The organism is Enterococcus sp. DIV1682a (genome assembly GCF_051711005.1).
Lineage (GTDB): Bacteria > Bacillota > Bacilli > Lactobacillales > Enterococcaceae > Enterococcus_B > Enterococcus_B hirae.
On the sequence record NZ_JBIOLT010000001.1, the window covers coordinates 2,795,203 to 2,814,241 of the forward strand.

At 36.1% G+C, this 19,039-nt stretch carries 15 protein-coding genes; 1 reads left to right on the plus strand and 14 read right to left on the minus strand.

Annotation, left to right across the window (positions count from 1 at the left end; genetic code table 11):
- Positions 1-125: 125 nt before the first annotated feature.
- The 13 genes from essC to IGJ23_RS12855 form a co-directional block, all read right to left on the minus strand.
- Positions 126-4,487, minus strand: a complete 4,362-nt coding sequence (gene essC, locus IGJ23_RS12795) for a type VII secretion protein EssC (RefSeq protein WP_438775051.1) — start codon at positions 4,485-4,487, stop codon at positions 126-128.
- Positions 4,488-4,509: 22 nt separating this feature from the next.
- Positions 4,510-5,682, minus strand: a complete 1,173-nt coding sequence (essB, locus tag IGJ23_RS12800; protein WP_063627653.1) for a type VII secretion protein EssB — start codon at positions 5,680-5,682, stop codon at positions 4,510-4,512.
- The gene (locus IGJ23_RS12805) at positions 5,683-5,958 is read right to left on the minus strand and encodes an EsaB/YukD family protein (protein ID WP_010720653.1); all 276 of its coding nucleotides are present in this window, start codon (positions 5,956-5,958) and stop codon (positions 5,683-5,685) included.
- Between the two features lie 151 nt (positions 5,959-6,109).
- On the minus strand, positions 6,110-6,403 hold the full coding sequence (locus IGJ23_RS12810; protein WP_010720654.1) for a WXG100 family type VII secretion target: 294 nt from the start codon (positions 6,401-6,403) through the stop codon (positions 6,110-6,112).
- Between the two features lie 260 nt (positions 6,404-6,663).
- Positions 6,664-7,533 carry a phytoene/squalene synthase family protein gene (locus tag IGJ23_RS12815; RefSeq protein WP_053765960.1) on the minus strand — a complete coding sequence of 290 codons (870 nt, stop codon included), beginning with the start codon at positions 7,531-7,533 and terminating at the stop codon, positions 6,664-6,666.
- Entirely contained in the window at positions 7,520-9,010 is a 1,491-nt protein-coding gene (locus IGJ23_RS12820) for a phytoene desaturase family protein (protein ID WP_367010715.1), read from the minus strand. The genes IGJ23_RS12815 and IGJ23_RS12820 overlap by 14 nt, the downstream gene beginning before the upstream one ends.
- A gap of 618 nt (positions 9,011-9,628) precedes the next feature.
- Positions 9,629-10,591 (minus strand): tRNA dihydrouridine synthase, encoded by a 963-nt coding sequence (locus IGJ23_RS12825; RefSeq protein WP_010720657.1) that lies wholly within the window; start codon positions 10,589-10,591, stop codon positions 9,629-9,631.
- Between the two features lie 116 nt (positions 10,592-10,707).
- The gene (locus tag IGJ23_RS12830) at positions 10,708-11,226 is read right to left on the minus strand and encodes a GNAT family N-acetyltransferase (protein WP_053765962.1); all 519 of its coding nucleotides are present in this window, start codon (positions 11,224-11,226) and stop codon (positions 10,708-10,710) included.
- A 260-nt stretch (positions 11,227-11,486) separates the two neighbouring features.
- Positions 11,487-12,257: an ABC transporter permease gene (locus IGJ23_RS12835; RefSeq protein ID WP_010720659.1), complete on the minus strand. Its 771-nt coding sequence runs from the start codon at positions 12,255-12,257 to the stop codon at positions 11,487-11,489.
- Positions 12,250-13,185 carry an ABC transporter ATP-binding protein gene (locus IGJ23_RS12840; protein ID WP_438775052.1) on the minus strand — a complete coding sequence of 312 codons (936 nt, stop codon included), beginning with the start codon at positions 13,183-13,185 and terminating at the stop codon, positions 12,250-12,252. The genes IGJ23_RS12835 and IGJ23_RS12840 overlap by 8 nt, the downstream gene beginning before the upstream one ends.
- 178 nt (positions 13,186-13,363) lie before the next feature.
- Positions 13,364-14,200: a ParB N-terminal domain-containing protein gene (locus IGJ23_RS12845; protein WP_438775053.1), complete on the minus strand. Its 837-nt coding sequence runs from the start codon at positions 14,198-14,200 to the stop codon at positions 13,364-13,366.
- Between the two features lie 4 nt (positions 14,201-14,204).
- On the minus strand, positions 14,205-14,999 hold the full coding sequence (locus IGJ23_RS12850) for a ParB N-terminal domain-containing protein (protein WP_438775054.1): 795 nt from the start codon (positions 14,997-14,999) through the stop codon (positions 14,205-14,207).
- A gap of 186 nt (positions 15,000-15,185) precedes the next feature.
- Positions 15,186-16,835, minus strand: coding sequence for a MutS-related protein (locus tag IGJ23_RS12855; RefSeq protein WP_438775055.1), 1,650 nt, complete (start codon positions 16,833-16,835; stop codon positions 15,186-15,188).
- Between the two features lie 251 nt (positions 16,836-17,086).
- Here IGJ23_RS12855 and IGJ23_RS12860 point away from each other — a divergent pair, with 251 nt between their 5' ends.
- Positions 17,087-17,455, plus strand: a complete 369-nt coding sequence (locus tag IGJ23_RS12860; RefSeq protein ID WP_010737245.1) for a hypothetical protein — start codon at positions 17,087-17,089, stop codon at positions 17,453-17,455.
- A gap of 121 nt (positions 17,456-17,576) precedes the next feature.
- Here IGJ23_RS12860 and IGJ23_RS12865 read toward each other — a convergent pair whose 3' ends face one another.
- Complete coding sequence (locus tag IGJ23_RS12865; RefSeq protein ID WP_094940716.1) at positions 17,577-19,010, minus strand: 6-phospho-beta-glucosidase; 1,434 nt, start codon at positions 19,008-19,010, stop codon at positions 17,577-17,579.
- Positions 19,011-19,039: the final 29 nt, after the last annotated feature.

Sequence of the window (19,039 nt, forward strand, 5' to 3'; positions counted from 1 at the left end):
GCATGAATTTTCGAACACTTGAGAAGCTATTACAAAAAATTCTTCCTTCTGTTGTTGAAGCTAACCCTTGCACCCGTGCCCTCTTGTTCGGATACATTATTTTTAGTGCGGTATCATTTTTACCCTCACTCTTCTTCGACAGGAACTACTATGATTTCCAACTTTCCATCCTTTAAACTGTAAAAACTATTTTTATTATTTGGGTTATTTTCTCTTGTAAATGTAAAATCATCAACAAATCCTTGAGTTTGGAGACTCCCATCAAAAAAGATCTGAGAAACATTTTCTTTTACTATTTGAGTCATTCCACCATAAAAGTTGCCAGTTTTCGCTAACAGATCAATAAAAATGAATTGAAAACACGAATTTCCTCTATTTAATAACTTGCCCACTTCTCCCGAGAGTAACCCCATTTCTTCCACGAAATCAGCCAGTCCATTAAGAACCACGATTTTTCTCGTTTTTGGCGTGAACCACAGTTCATCCCAGAAATGAGTAAATTTCTCACTTCGTTTTGCGACATCATGCAAGCTAAAATACGAAGTCACTTCGTTTTTTATTTGCTCCAATGTTCCAGAAACATCGATTAAAATAACATTTTCTTCCACATCCATCATTTGTGACAGCCACCATGAAAACATCCTCTGCAATTGTACATTGGAAGTAAAAAATAAACCTAGCTGCTTTCCAAGAAAAAATGCAAATGATTCCACCTCAACTGTTTGCTTATTCAAACCTAGATACACCAAGTCTTTTTCTTTATTGCGCACAAACTGACTGAAAATTTTTGTCGTTAACCGTTCGGGCACCATCAGGATTTTTTCAGGACGTTTTCCTACCCAGTCTTGATCTATATTTGTTATTTCTTCTGCCATTTTTTCGAATATTTCTGATTCATTTTGACCATTAGTGGGTAAATAAAATTGTAATATCGTCGGTCGGTCAAGCATCACTTGCCCTCTTCCTTTAATAGGCAACGCAACAATCGCTTCTCTTCCCAGCACTTGTTTGATTTCACTTTCATCATGTAAATACATAAACAGCTTTGTTGCAAATTGACTCATCATATTTAGGCGAATACTCCCGACACGATTTGCAGATAGAATAAGATAAATCCCTAAACTTGCACCATCTCTTAGTAAATGCACGATTGTTTCATCGATAGAATCTTTTCGTTTATCCTCTATCCCCAAACTCTCGTAGCTATCTAATATAATAAAAATGATCGGTAATTGGATGCTCGTTTTTTCTTGGTATTGGTAGAGATTTGTGGCACCCTTTTCTTTAAACAGTTGTTTTCTCTCCGCCAATGATCGATTGATTCTCACAAACATTTTTTGTCTTTTTTCTTCTTCTTCTAAAGTGACGATGTCAACGACATGTGGCAACTTCTTCAACGGTAAAAGGCCATTAGTACCAAAATCAACTAGATGAAACCATACTTGATTTGGAGTATTTTGTCTTGCAAGACTTAAAACAATTGTTTGTAATAACGTAGATTTTCCATATCCAGAACTAGCGAATACAACGGTATGACTACTTTTCTCGCAATCATAGTAATAATGATTTTGCTTTTGCTCATGAGGTACATCTAACAAGCCTATGGGAACCTTTAATGTATTCCGTTCATTTCCTTTAAAGACAGGCATTACTAACCATGTTGGTAATTCTGGTAACCAAGGTTGTGATGGTTGGCTGAATGTTGATTGTTGAAATGTTTGTACAATCAACCTTCTGACTGCCTCATATTGCGTAACTATACTGCTCGCTTCTTTCCTCGGATCTTTTTCTGTAGGAGCAAAGAGGACTTCCTTTTGACCAAATTCATTCACAACAACGATCCGTTCATCTTCAAGAGATTGGTTTGGTGCGTAGGGTGCTTTTGTATAACCACTTTGGAACAATTCATAGACGTCATTTTCTCCTACCTTAAGATAACCCCTCCCTGGTCTTGACACATAAGCTGCATCTGTTGTTTGTAAAAGTTCCTTTGAGTCTTGAACACTTGCCATTTTCAATGCCACTTTACTTTTACTATTCGCCTCGATTTGGTCGTTGACTACTCCGGCTGGTTTTTGGGTAGCTAAAATTAAATGGACGCCAAGTGAACGACCAATCCGCGCTACTGAAGTCAGCTCCTCCAAAAATTCTGGCACATTGACTTTTAATTCGGCAAACTCATCGGATACTAGAAAAAGATGAGGCAGCGGCTGATCAGGGTACGCAGAAACGTTCCTTTGTTTTCGTTGTTTGTATAACTGCATATACTCATTGATGTTGTTTACTTCATAGGTCGCAAGTAACCTTTGTCGCTTTTCCAGCTCCGCTTTGATACTGATCAATGCACGGGACGTACCAACTCGGTCTAAATTAGTGATCGCACCCATAAAATGTGGCAACTTACTTACTGTTTGTGCGAGGCCACCACCTTTCCAATCAATCACTAGAATCCCTACATCTTCAGGAGAAAAATTGATGGCTAATCCCACTAAATAAGTAATCAGAAATTCTGACTTCCCTGAACCAGTCGTGCCACCAATTAAAGCATGAGGTCCATGTGCCTGTTCATGGAGATCCCAGTAGATCCCCTGATTTTTTCTCTGCCAGCCGATCAATGAACGCAATGTCTTACTTGGCTCTGCGTTCAACCAGCGCTTAGAAATCATTAACTCCTCAACAGTCTGAACTTGATATTGCTCTAATAAATTGATTTTTTCTGGCAGATTTTGATTTTCAATTTCTTCATGAAATAAGTTAGCTAAACGAAAAATTGCTTGTTCAAGTGGATAACTGGTTGGTAAACGATTAGGTGTAAATGGTTGATTAATGTGTTGTTCTTTATGATTGATCAACATAGCAATATCTTGACTTTGATACGCTATTAACGTCGTTACAGTTTCAGGCAACTGATCGATAGATTCCTTCGCCCAAATAACTACGACACCATACCGATTTAATTCTTCCGTTAAAAACTCACTGATTTCATGCTCCCACAAGCCTTCTTCTGTGATAATTGAAAAAACATAAGTTGGTTTAAAAGCTATCTTCTGATAATCAGCATGTTGTAGTTTTTGCTTCCTTTTAGAAAGGATCTTATAAAATGCACTCAAAACCAACTCTCGATTTTTTAAATTGAATAGGAGCCCTCTTTGTTTAAGTGGAAAGGATCGCAACGTATGATGTGGTAACCAACGCCAATTTTTCCATGTTTTTTCATATTCTTTTTCTTGAAGAAGAGTGATAAACTCAACCTCTTGGTAAGAGTGCAAGACAGAAATTTGAAATAGTAAAGATTGAAGAGCTTCCTGCAAAACATTCGATGGACCGACAAGCCCCACTGACTGAGTTGCAAACGAAATCGCAATAGGTGCGTTCTTTAATTTCTGATAAGGACGAATAAAATCGGATAGAACTTCATCGTTCCATTGATCCTCATCCAAATGAGAACTAACAATTTTAAAACTGGATGGACGTTCGCCTATTCCTAAGCGAACGGTTAAAAAATCTTTATCCTTTGGTCGACGTTCATAGATTCTTGGATGACATTCCTTTGTCATTCGTGCTAATTGATTATTAGAAGGATACATGTACTGTAAAACTTCTTTTTGTCTTTGCTGTAACCTGTTTAATTCAAAAGCTTTTTTGATTCTATATTGTTGGATAGTTATTTTTTGTTCACTTTTTTTTCGTTTTATTTTCTTTTTATTTAATAAATAATTGATAGTAGAGATACTGGACGTCAATAAATTAAGTCCATACATACCTAGTATCAGAAGAAGGTTTCGATTGCTAAAAAACAGAAACATTCCGCTTAAGATAAATATGCCTAAAGAGGGGAGAACCAATTTAAAAAAGGATTGTTTCTCCTGAGCTGCTTCGTGTCTCGGTAATCGAACCTCCACTTGTACTTTTGGCTCTTCCAGATAGATTCTAGGGCTTCTTCTAAAAAAGGGGAAGTGCTTAGGATATTCAGGTATATAAGGGACTTCAGAAAGTACCCATGGATTTAATTGGATCGCTTGACCTAAACCGATGATCTGCCACTGCTTTTCCCGCCTTTCGATAATCCACTGATCCACTACGATCTGATCACCTACTTGGAAAGTAAATACACCTTTTGTTACAAGTAGCTGGTTATAATAAACGGGTGCTTTACTAGGATATATACTCAATTGATAGTTATTATCCTGATAATCTATCGCAATCATTGCATCTGATTCAATCATCAAGGCAGAGGTTGTTGCACATGAAATATCAATCAATTGCTTCGGTGGATCGATCCACTTTCTCTGCAATGTTTCATGCTTTAATATCAGAAACCTCGGATCATCTTTGATCGAAGAGTCTGAAAAATTTATATGCTGTTTGATATAACAAATTTTTTTGCCGGCGATCACCAGCTCTTTATCATTTTGAGTAAATACTTCATGAATAAACATCTCCCCAAAATAAAAGAGATCAAAAAGGATGGAAAGACTGATATTCATCTGATTCTCGGTACATAGTGTCTTATTTTGTGGGATTTTCAGATTTATTCTCTCCTGGCTTTTTGCTATATTGACTAATTTTTTCTTGATAGTTTTTTAGTAATTTTTGCTTTTTTTCACCACTCATTTGATCGTTCATTTTTACTGTCAGATATAACTTAGTATAGACATGCAAAAGATACTGCTCATCTCCAATGTTTTGAGCGATATCCAATGCCTGTTGGAGATTATTTCTGTCAATGTAAATCCAATAAAGCAAACGATTCTCACTTGACTCTTGAGATAATTGATTTAAAATAGCTGTTTTTTCTAATGAAGTTAAATGATCTAATTGAATGACACTAACAGCCACTATATATTTGATACTTTGAGAAAACAAACTGGGGGATACATCTGCTAAAGCCGTTAAAACACCTGCATAATCCTTGGCTATATATTTTGCTTGTGCATCCACGCTCCGTTCTATTTGTGGTAATTGATAAAACGCATAATTTCCTGTTAATAAAGCAAAAAGGATGGTTGACAAGCTGAATAAAAGGCTACCCCATTTAAAAATAAAGTAATTTTTCCTACTGACCACACGTAATTCTGTCGTTCGAATCTCCTTTTGTGTTTCGATTTGGTCGCTAATAATCTGATTGATTTCTGTTACATTTTTTGCTCCATGGAGCAATTTCGACAAGTCATCTGTTAATCCTTCACTTCCTCCATTTAAACTCTCATAACTCAAATTAGGATATAAGATAGCCAACACCAGTGCCCGATATTGCTTCAGAAAATCATTTTCAGTGACCGTATATGGAGCGATAACTTGCATAAACCCTCGATGTGCAAGAAAAATCTCTTCTCCAAACAGAAACAAATTATCGGGATGAAACAATGGTTGGATCGGTCCATTCATAAAATCACACAATTGATTGACTTTTTGGGCAAGCAATAATCGTTGGTAAAAATCTAATTTAATCAAAACCTGTGAGAAACACTTCATTTGATTTGTTTTTTTGTATTGAATGATTAATTTTTCTGTAGATAAATGGCTAACGTCACCTGCCAGTAAATTTCTTTTAGGTTTTAAAAAAAATGTATATTGTTCGATCTGATCCAGCGCATATTGATTCGCTTGTAGCTGAATTTCCACTTGTTCATCGGTTATTTTAATACCTTCTTTTTTAAATACATCCTTTTCGCTCTTCAATTACTTGTTGTCACCACCATTAAGGATACGTGGCTTGATTAACAGTTGGTCACCATGACTAATTGGATAATCTGATAAAAGAAATTCTTCATTCAATCGTATTGATTTATTTGTCACTTCTAAATCGAACGCAGCCGGTAGCACGATCGAAGAAACCTGAAGTGCGTTCACAAATAATTCCTTTAAGCGCCTAATGGTTATTTCCCTAGGTATTTGCAAGTCGATCGTTTGCTGTTCGATTTGTAAACAAATATCAATGACTATTCCCTGTTTCATTGAGTTACCCCTTTTTTCATGTATGGCTTATTTTTTACATTCAAAGTCAAGGAATCAAAACAAAAACCAAATGAAAATAGCTAAAAAACAACTGACATTTGCTGCTTTAATGAGTACAAGTCAAACGAAGATTGGTTTTTACTGATAAACGCTATAGCAACCCAAAATTCCGAGCATCTTGACGATCCCGTTCTGAGACGGTATTCGCATAGTTGTTGAGTTGCTCATAAATACTTTCAAATAATTGTGTCATTTGTTTAACGCTACCTTCTAACTGGTGATACTGATCAAGATATGCTTGAAAAGCTTGTCCTTTCCAATTATGTGCAATTTGCTGGTTCATCGTATTTACTTTTCGGATAGCCTCTTGTATTTGGAGCGCTGATTGCTGATAGATCTTCGCTTGTGATTTTAATTGATCAGGCGTAACTGCAATTGGTCCCATTCTTCCATCCTCCTAGCATTTAGTTGGTAAAACTATTACCTTGGTCATGAATAATATACGACAAGTTCTAAAATATTCCGCTAAATCTTTATTTTTATCTGAAAATTTTTCTCGCATAGAAAGACCTATGTAACAAAACAGTGATAAAAAGCCCGACAACCTTTTTGGTCTCGGGCTCATTGCTTTCAATTTTTTCAACTAATGATCGTTTGAAAACAACAATATTGAATTTATATTCGGTTCTTTAATAATCAGACGGTTCAATAGCTTTTGAGATAACTTTTGACCTCTTTTAAAAGCTGTACTTTTCGATAATGACTAACTTTATTCTTATTATCAAATAAAGAATAATGCTGTTTTCTCACGATATTTAATTGCTCACGATAAATAAACGCAGCACTGGCAAGTGCTTGACGACAATCTTCTGTAATAAGAGGAAACATTTCAAATGATTCTTCATATAAGTTTTCAGCCTGCTGAGCCAGTGATTCCCATAAAGCGACTAATTGTGTTTGGGCTTGCTTTTCTTTTAACATGGTAGTTGCCACCCCAAATCTAGTCATGTCTTCTTTTGTCAGGTAGATTCGCCCCATTTGATAATCTTCTCCAACATCTCGTAAAATATTCGTTAACTGCATCGCTTCTCCTAATTTTTTAGCTGGTACAACGATGTCAGCTGGGCGCTCAGTTAAAAGCGGAAGCAACATCAAACCTACACTACCTGCAACGTAATAACAATATTCTTCAAGATCTTTTCTTGTTTCTGGTTGCTTAAAATCAGCATCTTTTCGTTGACCAGTCAGCATATCAAAAAAAGGAGCGGTTACCATGGGAAAATTGTCAAAGACCACTGATAGCGCACGCCAGACTGGATCGTTGGGAACCTTTCCCTCATTAAAATCTAGCAATTGCCGTTCTAACTGTCTCAATCCCGCTTGATTGTTGTCCCGATCAATCAAATCATCTGCACGTCGGCAAAACGCATACACGGCATAGACACTTTGAGCTTTTCGTTTAGGCAACTGTGAGAAAGCCAGGTAAAACGATTTTGAATTTTTCTTGATGATTGATTCACAATAGGCAAAATCTTTTTGGTATTCTTGAAAAGGATCATTGTTAATGGTTATCATCTCTCAACAGCTCCTCTACCGCTAATTTTGCGCTTTGCATAACAATGGGTACCCCTGCGCCAGGATGGGTACTACTCCCACAAAAATATAAATTTTCTGCTGCAGAAAATTTGTTATGCGGGCGGTAATAATTACTTTGTTTCAGTGTCGGTTTTAAGCCAAAAGTCGCTCCATTATAAGCATTGAAACGTTCAGAAAAATCTTTGGGCGTGATCAATGTTTCGGATACGATATGCTCATCGATATCCTTAAAAATCGTCTTTTCTTTGAGCAATCGGATGATTTTTTGGCGATAGGCTTGCATCGTTTGTTCCGTCCACTTCTCATATTTTGACAATTCTGGCACTGGTACTAAGACATATAAGCCTTCCTGACCCTCAGGTGCAAGCGAATCATCCATCAATGACGGTCGGTACAAATAAAAAGATGGATCATCTGGTAACTTTCCTCGTTCAAATAGATCATCAACATTTTGTTTAAAGTCTTCTGCAAAATAAATACTATGCAAGTGTTCCTCTGGGTATTTCTTGTCTAAGCCAAGATACATCAAAAAACAAGAACATGAATATTCAAATTTAGCGATTTTTTTATTTGTATACTTTCCCCGTTTTCTTTCATCAGGAATTAATTCCTTCATCGCATAAGGAAAATCAGCGCCACATACAATAGCATCAGCCATCACTTGTTCTTTCCCGATTCGGATCCCTTTAGCAATCTTATTGTCAATTAGGATTTCATCTACTGATGTTTCGTAAACGATCTTTCCACCTAATTCTTCAAACAATCGAGCCAATGAAGTCGCTAACGTATACATTCCACCTTCAATAAAATAAACACCATAAAATAATTCAATCATTGGAATAATCGTATATAAAGAGGGTCCTTGATAAGGCGATACCCCAATATAAAGTGTTTGAAAAGCCAATGATTTACGCAAACGGTCATCCTTCACAAATTTAGAAATAGACGTATACGCATCGCTGAATGTCCGCAAGCGGATCCCTGCCCATAATGATTTAGGATTATAAAAATCCCAAAAACCACGAAATGATTTCGTGATAAAGGCTTCTTTTGCAATCGTATATCGCTGATAGATATCTGCTAAAAATGAGAAATAACCTTGTGTATCTTCTGGCGAAATGTTTTCCAACGTCTTTGTCAATTCAATTAAATCATTGGAAAACTCGATTGGTTCCTCTTTGTTGAAATACAGTTTTAACATTGGATCAACTTTTTTCATTGGAATGTAGTCATCGGGGTCTTTCCCACAAAATTCAAATACTTCCCGATAAATTTCTGGCATCATCACAATCGTTGGTCCTAAATCAAAGGTAAATCCTGCCGTTTTGATTTGATTCATTTTCCCGCCAACTTGACGATCTTTTTCGTACAGTGTGACTTCATATCCTAGCTTTTGCAACCGAACTGCGGCACTTAATCCAGCTACTCCCGCCCCAATGACAATAATTTTTTTCATGGGATCACCTACTTACCTTTTTTATCACTTGATAAATTTAATGATAACGCAAAATTTATCAAGTGATAAACTAATATGCTCAAAGAGGTTGAGACAAAAGTGTTTAGCATCAAGAAATAAGAAGGAATTTCCGAAAATTGACAAGAAACACAAAAACTAGTTTTTGATGTTGATTGTTACCTACTTGGTGCTTCTCAAATTTTTGGTAAATTTCAGCAAATTTTCCGAAGATGCTACTTTTTTCTCACCGTGAACAAGAGGTCGTGAAAAGAGTGTTTTGACCTGAGCGCTCACCAAGTAAAAACTGCGACGAGTAATCGCAGGAGCATTAAGGATGGAAATCTCGAAACAGCTTCCCATGTTTTGAGATTTTTTGACTTATCGCCGAAGGTCAGCTCTTTGAACACCGTTTATCCGTTTTTAGAGATACTAGAAGAGACTGTGACAAGTTTTGTCTCATTTGCCATTCAAATTTCTCATTAAATAACTACTTTTACAAAAAAAAGCCCAATGATCACGAAAATTCATTCGGATCATTCGGCGTTTTATCTACCTCTGATTTCTTTTATAAGATTCAAAAATACAAACAGAATACAGTATTCTTGAAATTTTCATCGGTTACTCTTGATTAGAAAAAGCATTTAAAAGCGCTCTGACTTCGTCGGTCGATTTAGTATTCATTAATTGAACACGTAAGTCACTTGCACCCGGAAATCCTTTGACATAGATTTTAAAGAAACGATGTAGCCCAGTCATTGAACGGGGGATTTCTTTGGCATATTGGTCTTGGAGATCTAATTGCAGACGTAAAAGATCAATCAATTCAGTTGCTGAATGTTCCCTTGGTTCTTTTTCAAAAGCAAAAGGATTTTTAAAGATCCCCCGACCGATCATAATCCCGTCTACACCATATTTTTCAACTAATTCCAAGCCCGTTTGCCGATCAGGAATGTCGCCATTGATCGTAAGCAACGTTTGTGGCGCAAGTTGATCTCTTAATGCTACGATTTGAGGGATCAACTCCCAATGAGCATCTACTTTACTCATTTCTTTTCTCGTACGTAAATGAACAGAAAGATTGGCGATATCTTGTTTCAATAAATGACTCAACCAACCTTCCAACTCTTCTTGTTCTGTATAGCCGATTCTTGTCTTGACGCTTACAGGTAATCCTCCTGCTTTCGCTGCTTCGATCAGTTCCGCTGCAACTTCCGGACGAAGAATCAAGCCACTCCCTTTCCCACGTTCAGCAACGTTAGGAACCGGACATCCCATATTCAAATCGATCCCTTTAAAACCCATTTCTGCTAGTTCGATACTCATTTGTCTAAAAAATTCTGGTTTATCCCCCCAGATATGAGCAACCATCGGCTGTTCATCTTCGGTAAATGTCAAGCGACCTCTGACACTTTCTTTACCATCAGGATGGCAGAAACTATCGGAATTTGTAAATTCTGTAAAAAACACATCGGGCGCTCCTGCCGCCTGCACAACATGTCGAAACACCACATCTGTGACATCTTCCATTGGTGCTAATATAAAAAAGGGCTTCGGTAATTCTGCCCAAAAATTTTCTTTCACTGATAACTCTCCATTTCATTGTAGTTTCGCCATGTAATACTCTTCGTTCACTATTCTAAAAAACAGAGTCATTATACTAGGAATCAACAAAAGAAGCAAAACCACTGCTTCCTTTACTAAAGCAATTTTTGATACGCCAATCGTTCATTGTCTATCTCATCGTCGACATAGACGATACCACGTAACTCAAACCCACAATGAGCCATGATACGTTGCATACTAGTATTCTTTTTGTGCGTATCAACTCTTACTTGTGCCATTCCTAAGGCCTTTGTTTCTGCTTCTGCATACTCAACGAGTCGGTAAGCCAGCTTTTGTCCGCGAAATGCATCAGCTAGTGCAATGCGATGGATTGTTGTATAGGGCGCATCAGCTTTTTCCCAACTTCCTTCAAAGATTTCTTGATAATTTTTATCAGGTGTTTTTTGTAAGGCTAATGTTCCAGCAATGATTCCATCGACTACCAAAACATAAGACCATGTTTTTTCGATATCTTGCCTGATCGTTTCTTCATTTGGATAGCCATTTTGCCATTGCGGACTATCAGCGGAAGCTAATAACCGTTTTGCTTCATTAATGATTTTCATGACGGCTGGCACATCAGTTAACGTCGTTTCTCGAAATTCAATTGTCATTCCATATCCCCTTTTTATTTTTCTATACTAGATAAAACACTAAAAACTAAAGTTTAGTTATCATTTTAACACATTATATTTAGCTAGTTTAAGTAGAGATCGTCTAAATTTGTATGAGGAAGTCCTTTAATCGAACAAAAAAAGTCTAGGATAAGCATCTATCCTAGACTCAACTATTTCTTGTCTATTACCAAAAATTTGATCAAATCAATCCGTTTCTGTAGAAAACCGAATAAGTTTTTTTGATCATTCCACAAACTCTAGCTTCTTAACCCTCTACCTTTATTGATTAAATACCAGCATAGTGAATAAAGCACTAAACTAAATAACACAAGAATCGTGATCGAAACCATGATGGGTACATCTGTCGTTCCAAGGAACCCATAACGAAATCCTGAAATCATGTAAACGATCGGATTAACTTTAGAAATTGCCTGCCAGATTGGTGGCAACATAGAGATCGAATAAAAGACACCACCGAGGTATGTCAATGGCTGAAGGACAAAGGTCGGCACGATCGACACATCATCATACGACTGTGCGAAAATCCCATTGATCAAACCCGCTAGTGAAAATAAAATCGATGTCATCAGCAAAGTAACAATCACGATGCCCCAAGAGAAGACATTTAGCGGAACGAAGAATAGCGAAATCATCGTTACCAACGCCCCGACCAAGATACTACGTCCCAGTCCACCAATCACAAATCCCCAAATAATCACATGTGTGGGAACGGGCGCAACTAAAATTTCTTCAATATTTTTCTGGAATTTTTGAGAAAAAAATGAGGACGAAACATTGGAATAAGAACTAGTAATAACGGACATCATGATCAACCCTGGAACAATAAATTCCATGTAGGAAAATCCACCCATATCACCAATACGTCCGCCAATCATTTTCCCAAAGATCACAAAATAAAGTGAAGTGGTAATCACTGGTGGTACCAGTGTTTGGACCCAAATCCGCAAGTAGCGATTGGTTTCCTTGATGGCTAAACTTTTTAAAGCTGTAAAATAAAGACTAAACATTTTTTTCCTCCACATGACCATTTTCTTCCGTGATTTTCAAGAATAATTCTTCTAAGCGATTCGATTTATTTCTCATCGAAAGCACTTTTATCCCTTGTTCACTTAATTGATCAAAGATTCCGTTGACCCCTTGATCCCGTTCTACTTCAATAGCAAGGGTCCGCTCATCTTCAAACGTACTAGTGTACCCTTGTAGAACTGGCGCTTGTTCATACGGTGCTAAGTCAAAAATAAACGTTTCAAATTGTAATTTAGAAAGTAATGATTTCATACTTGTATTTTCAATCAATTCACCTGATTGGATAATCCCGATATTCCGACACAACATTTCGGCTTCTTCCAAATAATGAGTCGTTAGAATAATCGTGGTACCTTGTTCATTTAATTCTCGCAAGAACTCCCACATTTCACGTCTTAGTTCAATATCTACACCTGCAGTAGGTTCATCTAAAATCAATAGTTTCGGTTCATGCATCAATGCTCTAGCAATCATCAGTCGCCGTTTCATCCCACCAGAAAGCATGCGTGCACGAACATTTCTTTTTTCCCATAGATTGGATTGCTTAAGGTATTTTTCACTACGTTTGATTGCTTCTTGTCGTGAAACACCATAATATCCTGCTTGATTCACTACGATCTGTTGAACTGTTTCAAAAGGATTAAAATTGAATTCTTGCGGTACTAATCCGATTTGTTGTTTGGCACGAACCAAATCAGTATCCAAGTCATAACCAAACACTTTTACTTCACCAGAAGTTTTATTCACGAGTGAAGTGATGATCCCAATTGTCGTAGATTTCCCCGCACCATTAGGACCAAGCAAGGCATAAAAATCGCCCTCTTCCACCGTTAAATCAATCCCTCGCAACGCTTCAACTCCCGTTGCGTATACTTTTTTTAAATTCTTTATTTCAAGAGCCTGTGTCATTTTTTTAACGATCTCCTTTTTTCCATCTGATTCTCTATTGTAACATGGATACAACACTTGGATAATAAAAAATGTTTTAAAAGAAATAAATGTATCCTCACATTTAAATTACTCATTTTTCTACGAAACATAAAAAGCCACCTTCTATTAACTAGAGATAGCTTTTTACATTTTTTTCTTAATAAATTCGATCGTTAAACTTAGGATGGATTAGATGTTTTTTTAATTTTTCTAAAATATAAATACTCTTTTCATTATCATTGTTAAATTTAAAATTTATATATTTGTCAGATGTCTTCTTTACATTAAAATTATAAGCGTCTTTTACAAACCTCTTTAACAGTAGTTTCTCATTGTTAATACCAACTATTTTTGTTTTTAAGTCTTGTGAATTAACTTTGCTAATAAAATGTTCTAAATTAAATTTTTCAACGATATATAATCCAAAAAAAGCTGAAAATACTCCTTTGATAGGATGTATTCCTGTTACATATATAAACTTTTGAAAATCTATTAAACATTCTATAAAACCATCGCTATCAATGAATTTAAATTGTCCATCTTTTACTTTTTCCATTAGCTTTCCTTTTTTCTTGAAGTATCCTTGCGCACAATAACAAATATCCGTTAGTGGGATTTTAATATACTCTGTAAGTATTCTATCTAATAAAATATAATCTCTCAGTCCATCTTCTTTATATTTTTGAATATAATCTTCTGCTTGCCAACGTTTTGATGAAGTATTTAAAATAATGATATCTTCTACACTTTTAGAAGGACTGATATAATACGGCAACTCTAGCTTGTACTTTTTTGCTATGGCGTAACGATGCTGTCCATCTAAAATCTCCATCTCTTTATTTACTACTATAGGCCTTAAAACACCACTTTTCTGAATTAATTTTTCTAATTTCAAATTTGTTGAAATTTTTCTGTTACCACGAATAAGTTTGAATTGGCTATAATCCTTTGTAGAATAAATTTCTCCATACACGGCATCCATTACTTCATCCATTACTTCACCTTTTTCCATTCCATAATGTTGTATTTCTAGTGGTTAATATGTCCGGTTGTTCCTTATCATTAATTTCGTAGGTAATAGCTGATTTTTTATCCTTTAGACGACTATACTCATAAGCTTTGAGGAATATTTCCATGATTACATAAAGATTATTATTATCATTAACAGACTCTACTTCGTTGGCGACTCCCGTAATTAAACGTTCAAGGTCAAACCCCTTTGTGGTATATAAGTTAAAGAAAGCAAACAATGTATATTGCCCACTTTTAATTCCTGTTTCCGTTAGAAAGAGCGAATACTGTTCGAGAAATGTACAAAAAATATCATAATTATAAAAGGAAAAATTTCCTTCTCTGATGCTATTTGTTACATGTTGATTAAGGTTTAAATATCCTTCACCCGCCGAAGCTAAAGATGAGATAGGTATTTTTATGTATTTGTTTTTTAGTTCTTTCAGTAAAAGATAATCTTCCTTGCCGTCCAAACAATATTTATTGATATAATCTATTAATGTCCAAGATTTAGTAGTTGAATTAAGTTCAATCACTTCTTGGATTCCAGAACCATCCAGTATCCGATAAGGAATCAATTGATTCCATTTTTTTGCTAATTCAAAACGATTTTGTCCATCTAAAATTTCAAAATGTTCGTTTACTTCTATTGGTATCATGATACCACTGTTTTTTATCGATTCTTCTAAGTTTTGATTTTTCTTTATTTGACGATTTCCTTTCAATTTTTTGAACTTTGCATAGTCCTTTGTCACAAAAATTTTCCCAATTACCTCACTCATTTCTTCCTCTCCTTCTGAATAAATCAGCTTAATTATATACATAATTTATTGACCAAAAAACAGATATATTTACTAATAAAATTAAAGTTTTTTAGTTATTAAATAAATATCAAAAAAGACACCTTTTAACTAGGAAAAAGTGTCTTTTCTTTCGGAACTTATAAAGATAACCAAAATAGATTTATATTATTCAACTACCTCCCATTTTCGATGTTGATCAAAAAATGTTGCTGCTTCTTTTGCATCCGCAACTAGTTTTTCCGGATAATTTAAGACTTTCAATAATGCAATCGCATTTCTGGTTTTTGCTGGACCTTGCTTTAATTTAAAATCAAAACTGATTCCTTTTTCTGCAGTGACCTGTTCCTCAAAATGGACATTCTCACATTCATTTTTCAATATCTCAGTCAATTCAATATCGTGAGTCGCCACAAAAGCTAGTGAAGGATAATCTGCCAACCATCTTACTACTGCTGCAGAAGAAGCAATCCGTTCGATCGTATTGGTTCCCTTTAAAATCTCATCCACAAAACAATAACATCTTTCCCCTTTTTCCACTTGATCTAGTAGACGTTTAATCGATTTGATTTCTGAAACAAAATAACTATCTCCTGCAAACAAGTCATCTTCGATCGCCATAGAAGTCAGTACGTGACCGTGCTGCAAGGTAAACTTTTCTGCGAGGGCTGTTTGGATCGTCTGTGCTAAGATACAATTGATCGCAATACTTTTCACATAAGTAGATTTACCTGAAGCATTCGAGCCCGTCACTAAAATGTTCTGGTGCCAATCTACTGGGTTCACTACCGCTTCCTTCAAGAGAGGATGATAGAGATCTTCTGCCTCTACGCCATTGTCCGTAAATTCTGGCTGACAGGTAATGGGCATGTAAGTACGATAGTTGAGAACCGCAGCCGCTACTTCCATTTCTCCCAATAATTCCCAAACCTTCATTGCTTCTTTCGTTTTTTTCTCTAACCTACTAATAACAAAGTGATAAGAAATAAACGGCAACATGAACATCATATTGACATAATCAAATAAAATTTCTGCTTCCGACCCACTCTTAACTCGAAAAGAAAAACCAAATTTAGGAATATCTTTTAACGGTTTAACATTTTGCCGTAATTCATCTTGAACCGGTGTAGCAATCTTTGCTACTTGATTCGCTGTTGAGATCGTTGAGACTAGGTAACCCATACTATTAATCTCAGTTTCTAATGTCTGTTTCTTGACTTGATAATAAAGTGTGTTAAAAATCAAACTACCAATCGCTAGATAGATACCTAGGACTTGTCCAAATAATAATAAAATTAAACCAATGATCGGTAAGAGACCTAAAAAAGTATAAAAGCCGACATGTCCGATCTGTTTACTTTGGCCATCCGCTAAATATTGCTTCGTAAAATTACCATCTTTTTTCCCTAGTCGTGCAAATTGATATTGGATTTTTTCTCTTGTTTGAGGGTTTTCTTGGTAAAAAGCAATTAACTTTTCTAATCGTTGATCTTCCCCAAAGTTAAAGCTCCTCAGCCGTTGATATAAAGCTTCCGAACCAATACTAGAGTATGTCAGGTTGATGCCTTCAAAAACTTCAAACATATCCAAATCGTACCACGTCAAGTCATCCACTTCACTTGACCATGAACGAAATTCTTTTTCTGTGAGCCACGCTTCCTTTAAACTTTTTTCTTTATCAAATCGAGGTTGATAAGGCACTCTTCCCCACTTCTGATGGACACTTTCTTTTAATTTTCGACGCGCATTGAAATCTAGAGCAATGAGCAAAACGATCACGCCACAAATCAATAGCACAATAAATGTTTTTTGATCCATACATTTTTCTCCTATTCTGTTTTCCATTGGATAAAGTATAGCATTGTTTGACCCCTTTTATGAGCTGAATAATGAAAGTTCAACATAAAATAGCTGTTTATTTATATTTATTCAATTTATTCACTATGTAGCTATATGAAATGAAATTAAAAGAAAAAGCACACTTATTTCCACCAACTTAAAATAGCGCTTACAAAATAATTGTCGTATACTAGAGATAACGAATAGGTAAAACGAAAGGAAGAAAACAAATGGCTACTACTTCGATGAACAATCCTCAAAAACATGCGGAACAAAAAATGAAAACTATTGTCATTTTTGATCTGTCTTTTAATTTTATTTCTACCAATGGTAGTTTGCAAACCCAGTTCTTAGAAATGAAATTAGCGAAGTTTTTAAGAGAAAAAAATCAATCTTGGGCTCTTAAAATATATGAAGCAAGTCAGATAGACGAACACGCCTCGGAAGCAGATATTATTTTACTAACCCCAACGTTTGCCTATGCCAAAGAAGAAATTGAAAAGAAATTCCCTCAGATACCAGTGATAGCTATTTCTAAAGCAGAGTACGGAACAATGGATCTGGATCACTTATGGGAAAAAATAAAAACGGTTCTATAAATAAGGTTGGTCAACTTGCATAAACTTTTTACTCTCTTTCAATTTAATACAATAAATAGTAAATCAGCTGATTTGAAAACAACCAGCTGATTTTTTGTGGTCTATTTACATGTTTGCTCGTCTAAAGCTCTGTTCCATTAGAGGTTGTTACCCGCTTATACCAATCATAGGAGTCTTTTTTATACCTTTCTAGCGTACCAGAACCATCATTGTTCCGATCAACATAGATAAAACCGTAACGCTTTTTCATCTCCCCTGTTGTAAATGACACGCAATCAATACAACCCCACGGCGTGTAACCCAAAAGCACGACACCATCTTCATTGATCGCCTTTTCCATCTCTTGGATATGACTACGTAAATATTCGATACGGTAAGGATCATGAATCGTGTGATCCGCCTCCAGAACATCAATGGCACCAAACCCATTTTCAACAATAAATAATGGGAGTTCATAACGCTCATAAAAAGCATTCAATGAATAACGAAGACCTTCTGGATCGATCGCCCACCCCCAGTCAGATTCCTTAATAAATGGATTCGTTACGGAGTACGTACTTCCACCACTAACATTCGTTGAAACATCTTGATGGACTTGCGAATCGACCGTATTACTCATGTAGTATGAAAAACCGATATAATCCACTGTACCTTCAGCGAGTGCTTGTCGATCTGCTTCTGTTATATCGATCTGGTACCCTTTACGCTCAAACATTTTAAGGGCATAATTTGGATAGTGTCCACGAACTTGTACATCACAGAAAAACCAACGATCATGCATCATCTGTTGCGCTAAGATTTGATCCGCTGGTCGAGAAGAAAATGGATAAATAGGCACCATCGCAATCATATTCCCAATCTCAAAATCTGGATTAATTGATTTTCCTAGTTTAACCGCCTTAGCAGAAGCAACTAACGTATGATGGCCACAAATGTACATCGCTTCTTCTGGATTTTCATAATCGCCAAAATGAACCCCTGAGTTGGTCCAACCAAAAATATCATTTGAATAGTTCATTTGGTTGTTGATCTCGTTGAATGTCATCCAGTATTTCACCTTATTTTGATAGCGCTTAAATACCACTTCTGCAAACTTAAGAAAGAAATCGATCGTTTGACGATTCATAAATCCACCATATTCTTTGGCAATATGATAGGGCATTTCAAAATGGGACAATGTAATAACCGGTTCAATCCCATATTTCAACAGCTCGTCAAAGACATCGTCATAAAATTGAAGACCTTCTTCATTAGGTTCCAGCTCATCTCCATTTGGAAAAATACGTGACCAAGCAATCGATGTACGAAAACATTTGAACCCAAGATCAGCAAACAGTGCAATATCTTCTTTATAGCGATGATAAAAATCAATCCCTACATGATTGGGATAATAATTACCTTCCACAACTCCATCCGTGATCACTCGAGGTACACCATGTGAGCCAGCTGTCATCACGTCAGCCACCGAAAGCCCTTTTGACGTTCCAATTACACCACCTTCAAATTGATGGGCTGCTAATGCACCGCCCCATAAAAAATTCTCTGGAAAAGCCATCCTATCCGCTCCTTTTTCATCTCAAATTT

Excerpts from the sequence above, each read along its gene's own strand:
- IGJ23_RS12840 (WP_438775052.1), bottom strand. The coding sequence starts at position 13,185 with ATGACACAGGCTCTTGAAATAAAGAATTTAAAAAAAGTATACGCAACG.
- IGJ23_RS12860 (WP_010737245.1), top strand. The coding sequence starts at position 17,087 with ATGGCTACTACTTCGATGAACAATCCTCAAAAACATGCGGAACAAAAA.
- IGJ23_RS12835 (WP_010720659.1), bottom strand. The coding sequence starts at position 12,257 with ATGTTTAGTCTTTATTTTACAGCTTTAAAAAGTTTAGCCATCAAGGAA.
- IGJ23_RS12820 (WP_367010715.1), bottom strand. The coding sequence starts at position 9,010 with ATGAAAAAAATTATTGTCATTGGGGCGGGAGTAGCTGGATTAAGTGCC.
- IGJ23_RS12815 (WP_053765960.1), bottom strand. The coding sequence starts at position 7,533 with ATGATAACCATTAACAATGATCCTTTTCAAGAATACCAAAAAGATTTT.
- IGJ23_RS12845 (WP_438775053.1), bottom strand. The coding sequence starts at position 14,200 with ATGGATGAAGTAATGGATGCCGTGTATGGAGAAATTTATTCTACAAAG.
- essC (WP_438775051.1), bottom strand. The coding sequence starts at position 4,487 with ATGAATATCAGTCTTTCCATCCTTTTTGATCTCTTTTATTTTGGGGAG.
- IGJ23_RS12850 (WP_438775054.1), bottom strand. The coding sequence starts at position 14,999 with ATGAGTGAGGTAATTGGGAAAATTTTTGTGACAAAGGACTATGCAAAG.
- IGJ23_RS12810 (WP_010720654.1), bottom strand. The coding sequence starts at position 6,403 with ATGGGACCAATTGCAGTTACGCCTGATCAATTAAAATCACAAGCGAAG.
- IGJ23_RS12805 (WP_010720653.1), bottom strand. The coding sequence starts at position 5,958 with ATGAAACAGGGAATAGTCATTGATATTTGTTTACAAATCGAACAGCAA.
- IGJ23_RS12855 (WP_438775055.1), bottom strand. The coding sequence starts at position 16,835 with ATGGATCAAAAAACATTTATTGTGCTATTGATTTGTGGCGTGATCGTT.
- IGJ23_RS12830 (WP_053765962.1), bottom strand. The coding sequence starts at position 11,226 with ATGACAATTGAATTTCGAGAAACGACGTTAACTGATGTGCCAGCCGTC.
- IGJ23_RS12865 (WP_094940716.1), bottom strand. The coding sequence starts at position 19,010 with ATGGCTTTTCCAGAGAATTTTTTATGGGGCGGTGCATTAGCAGCCCAT.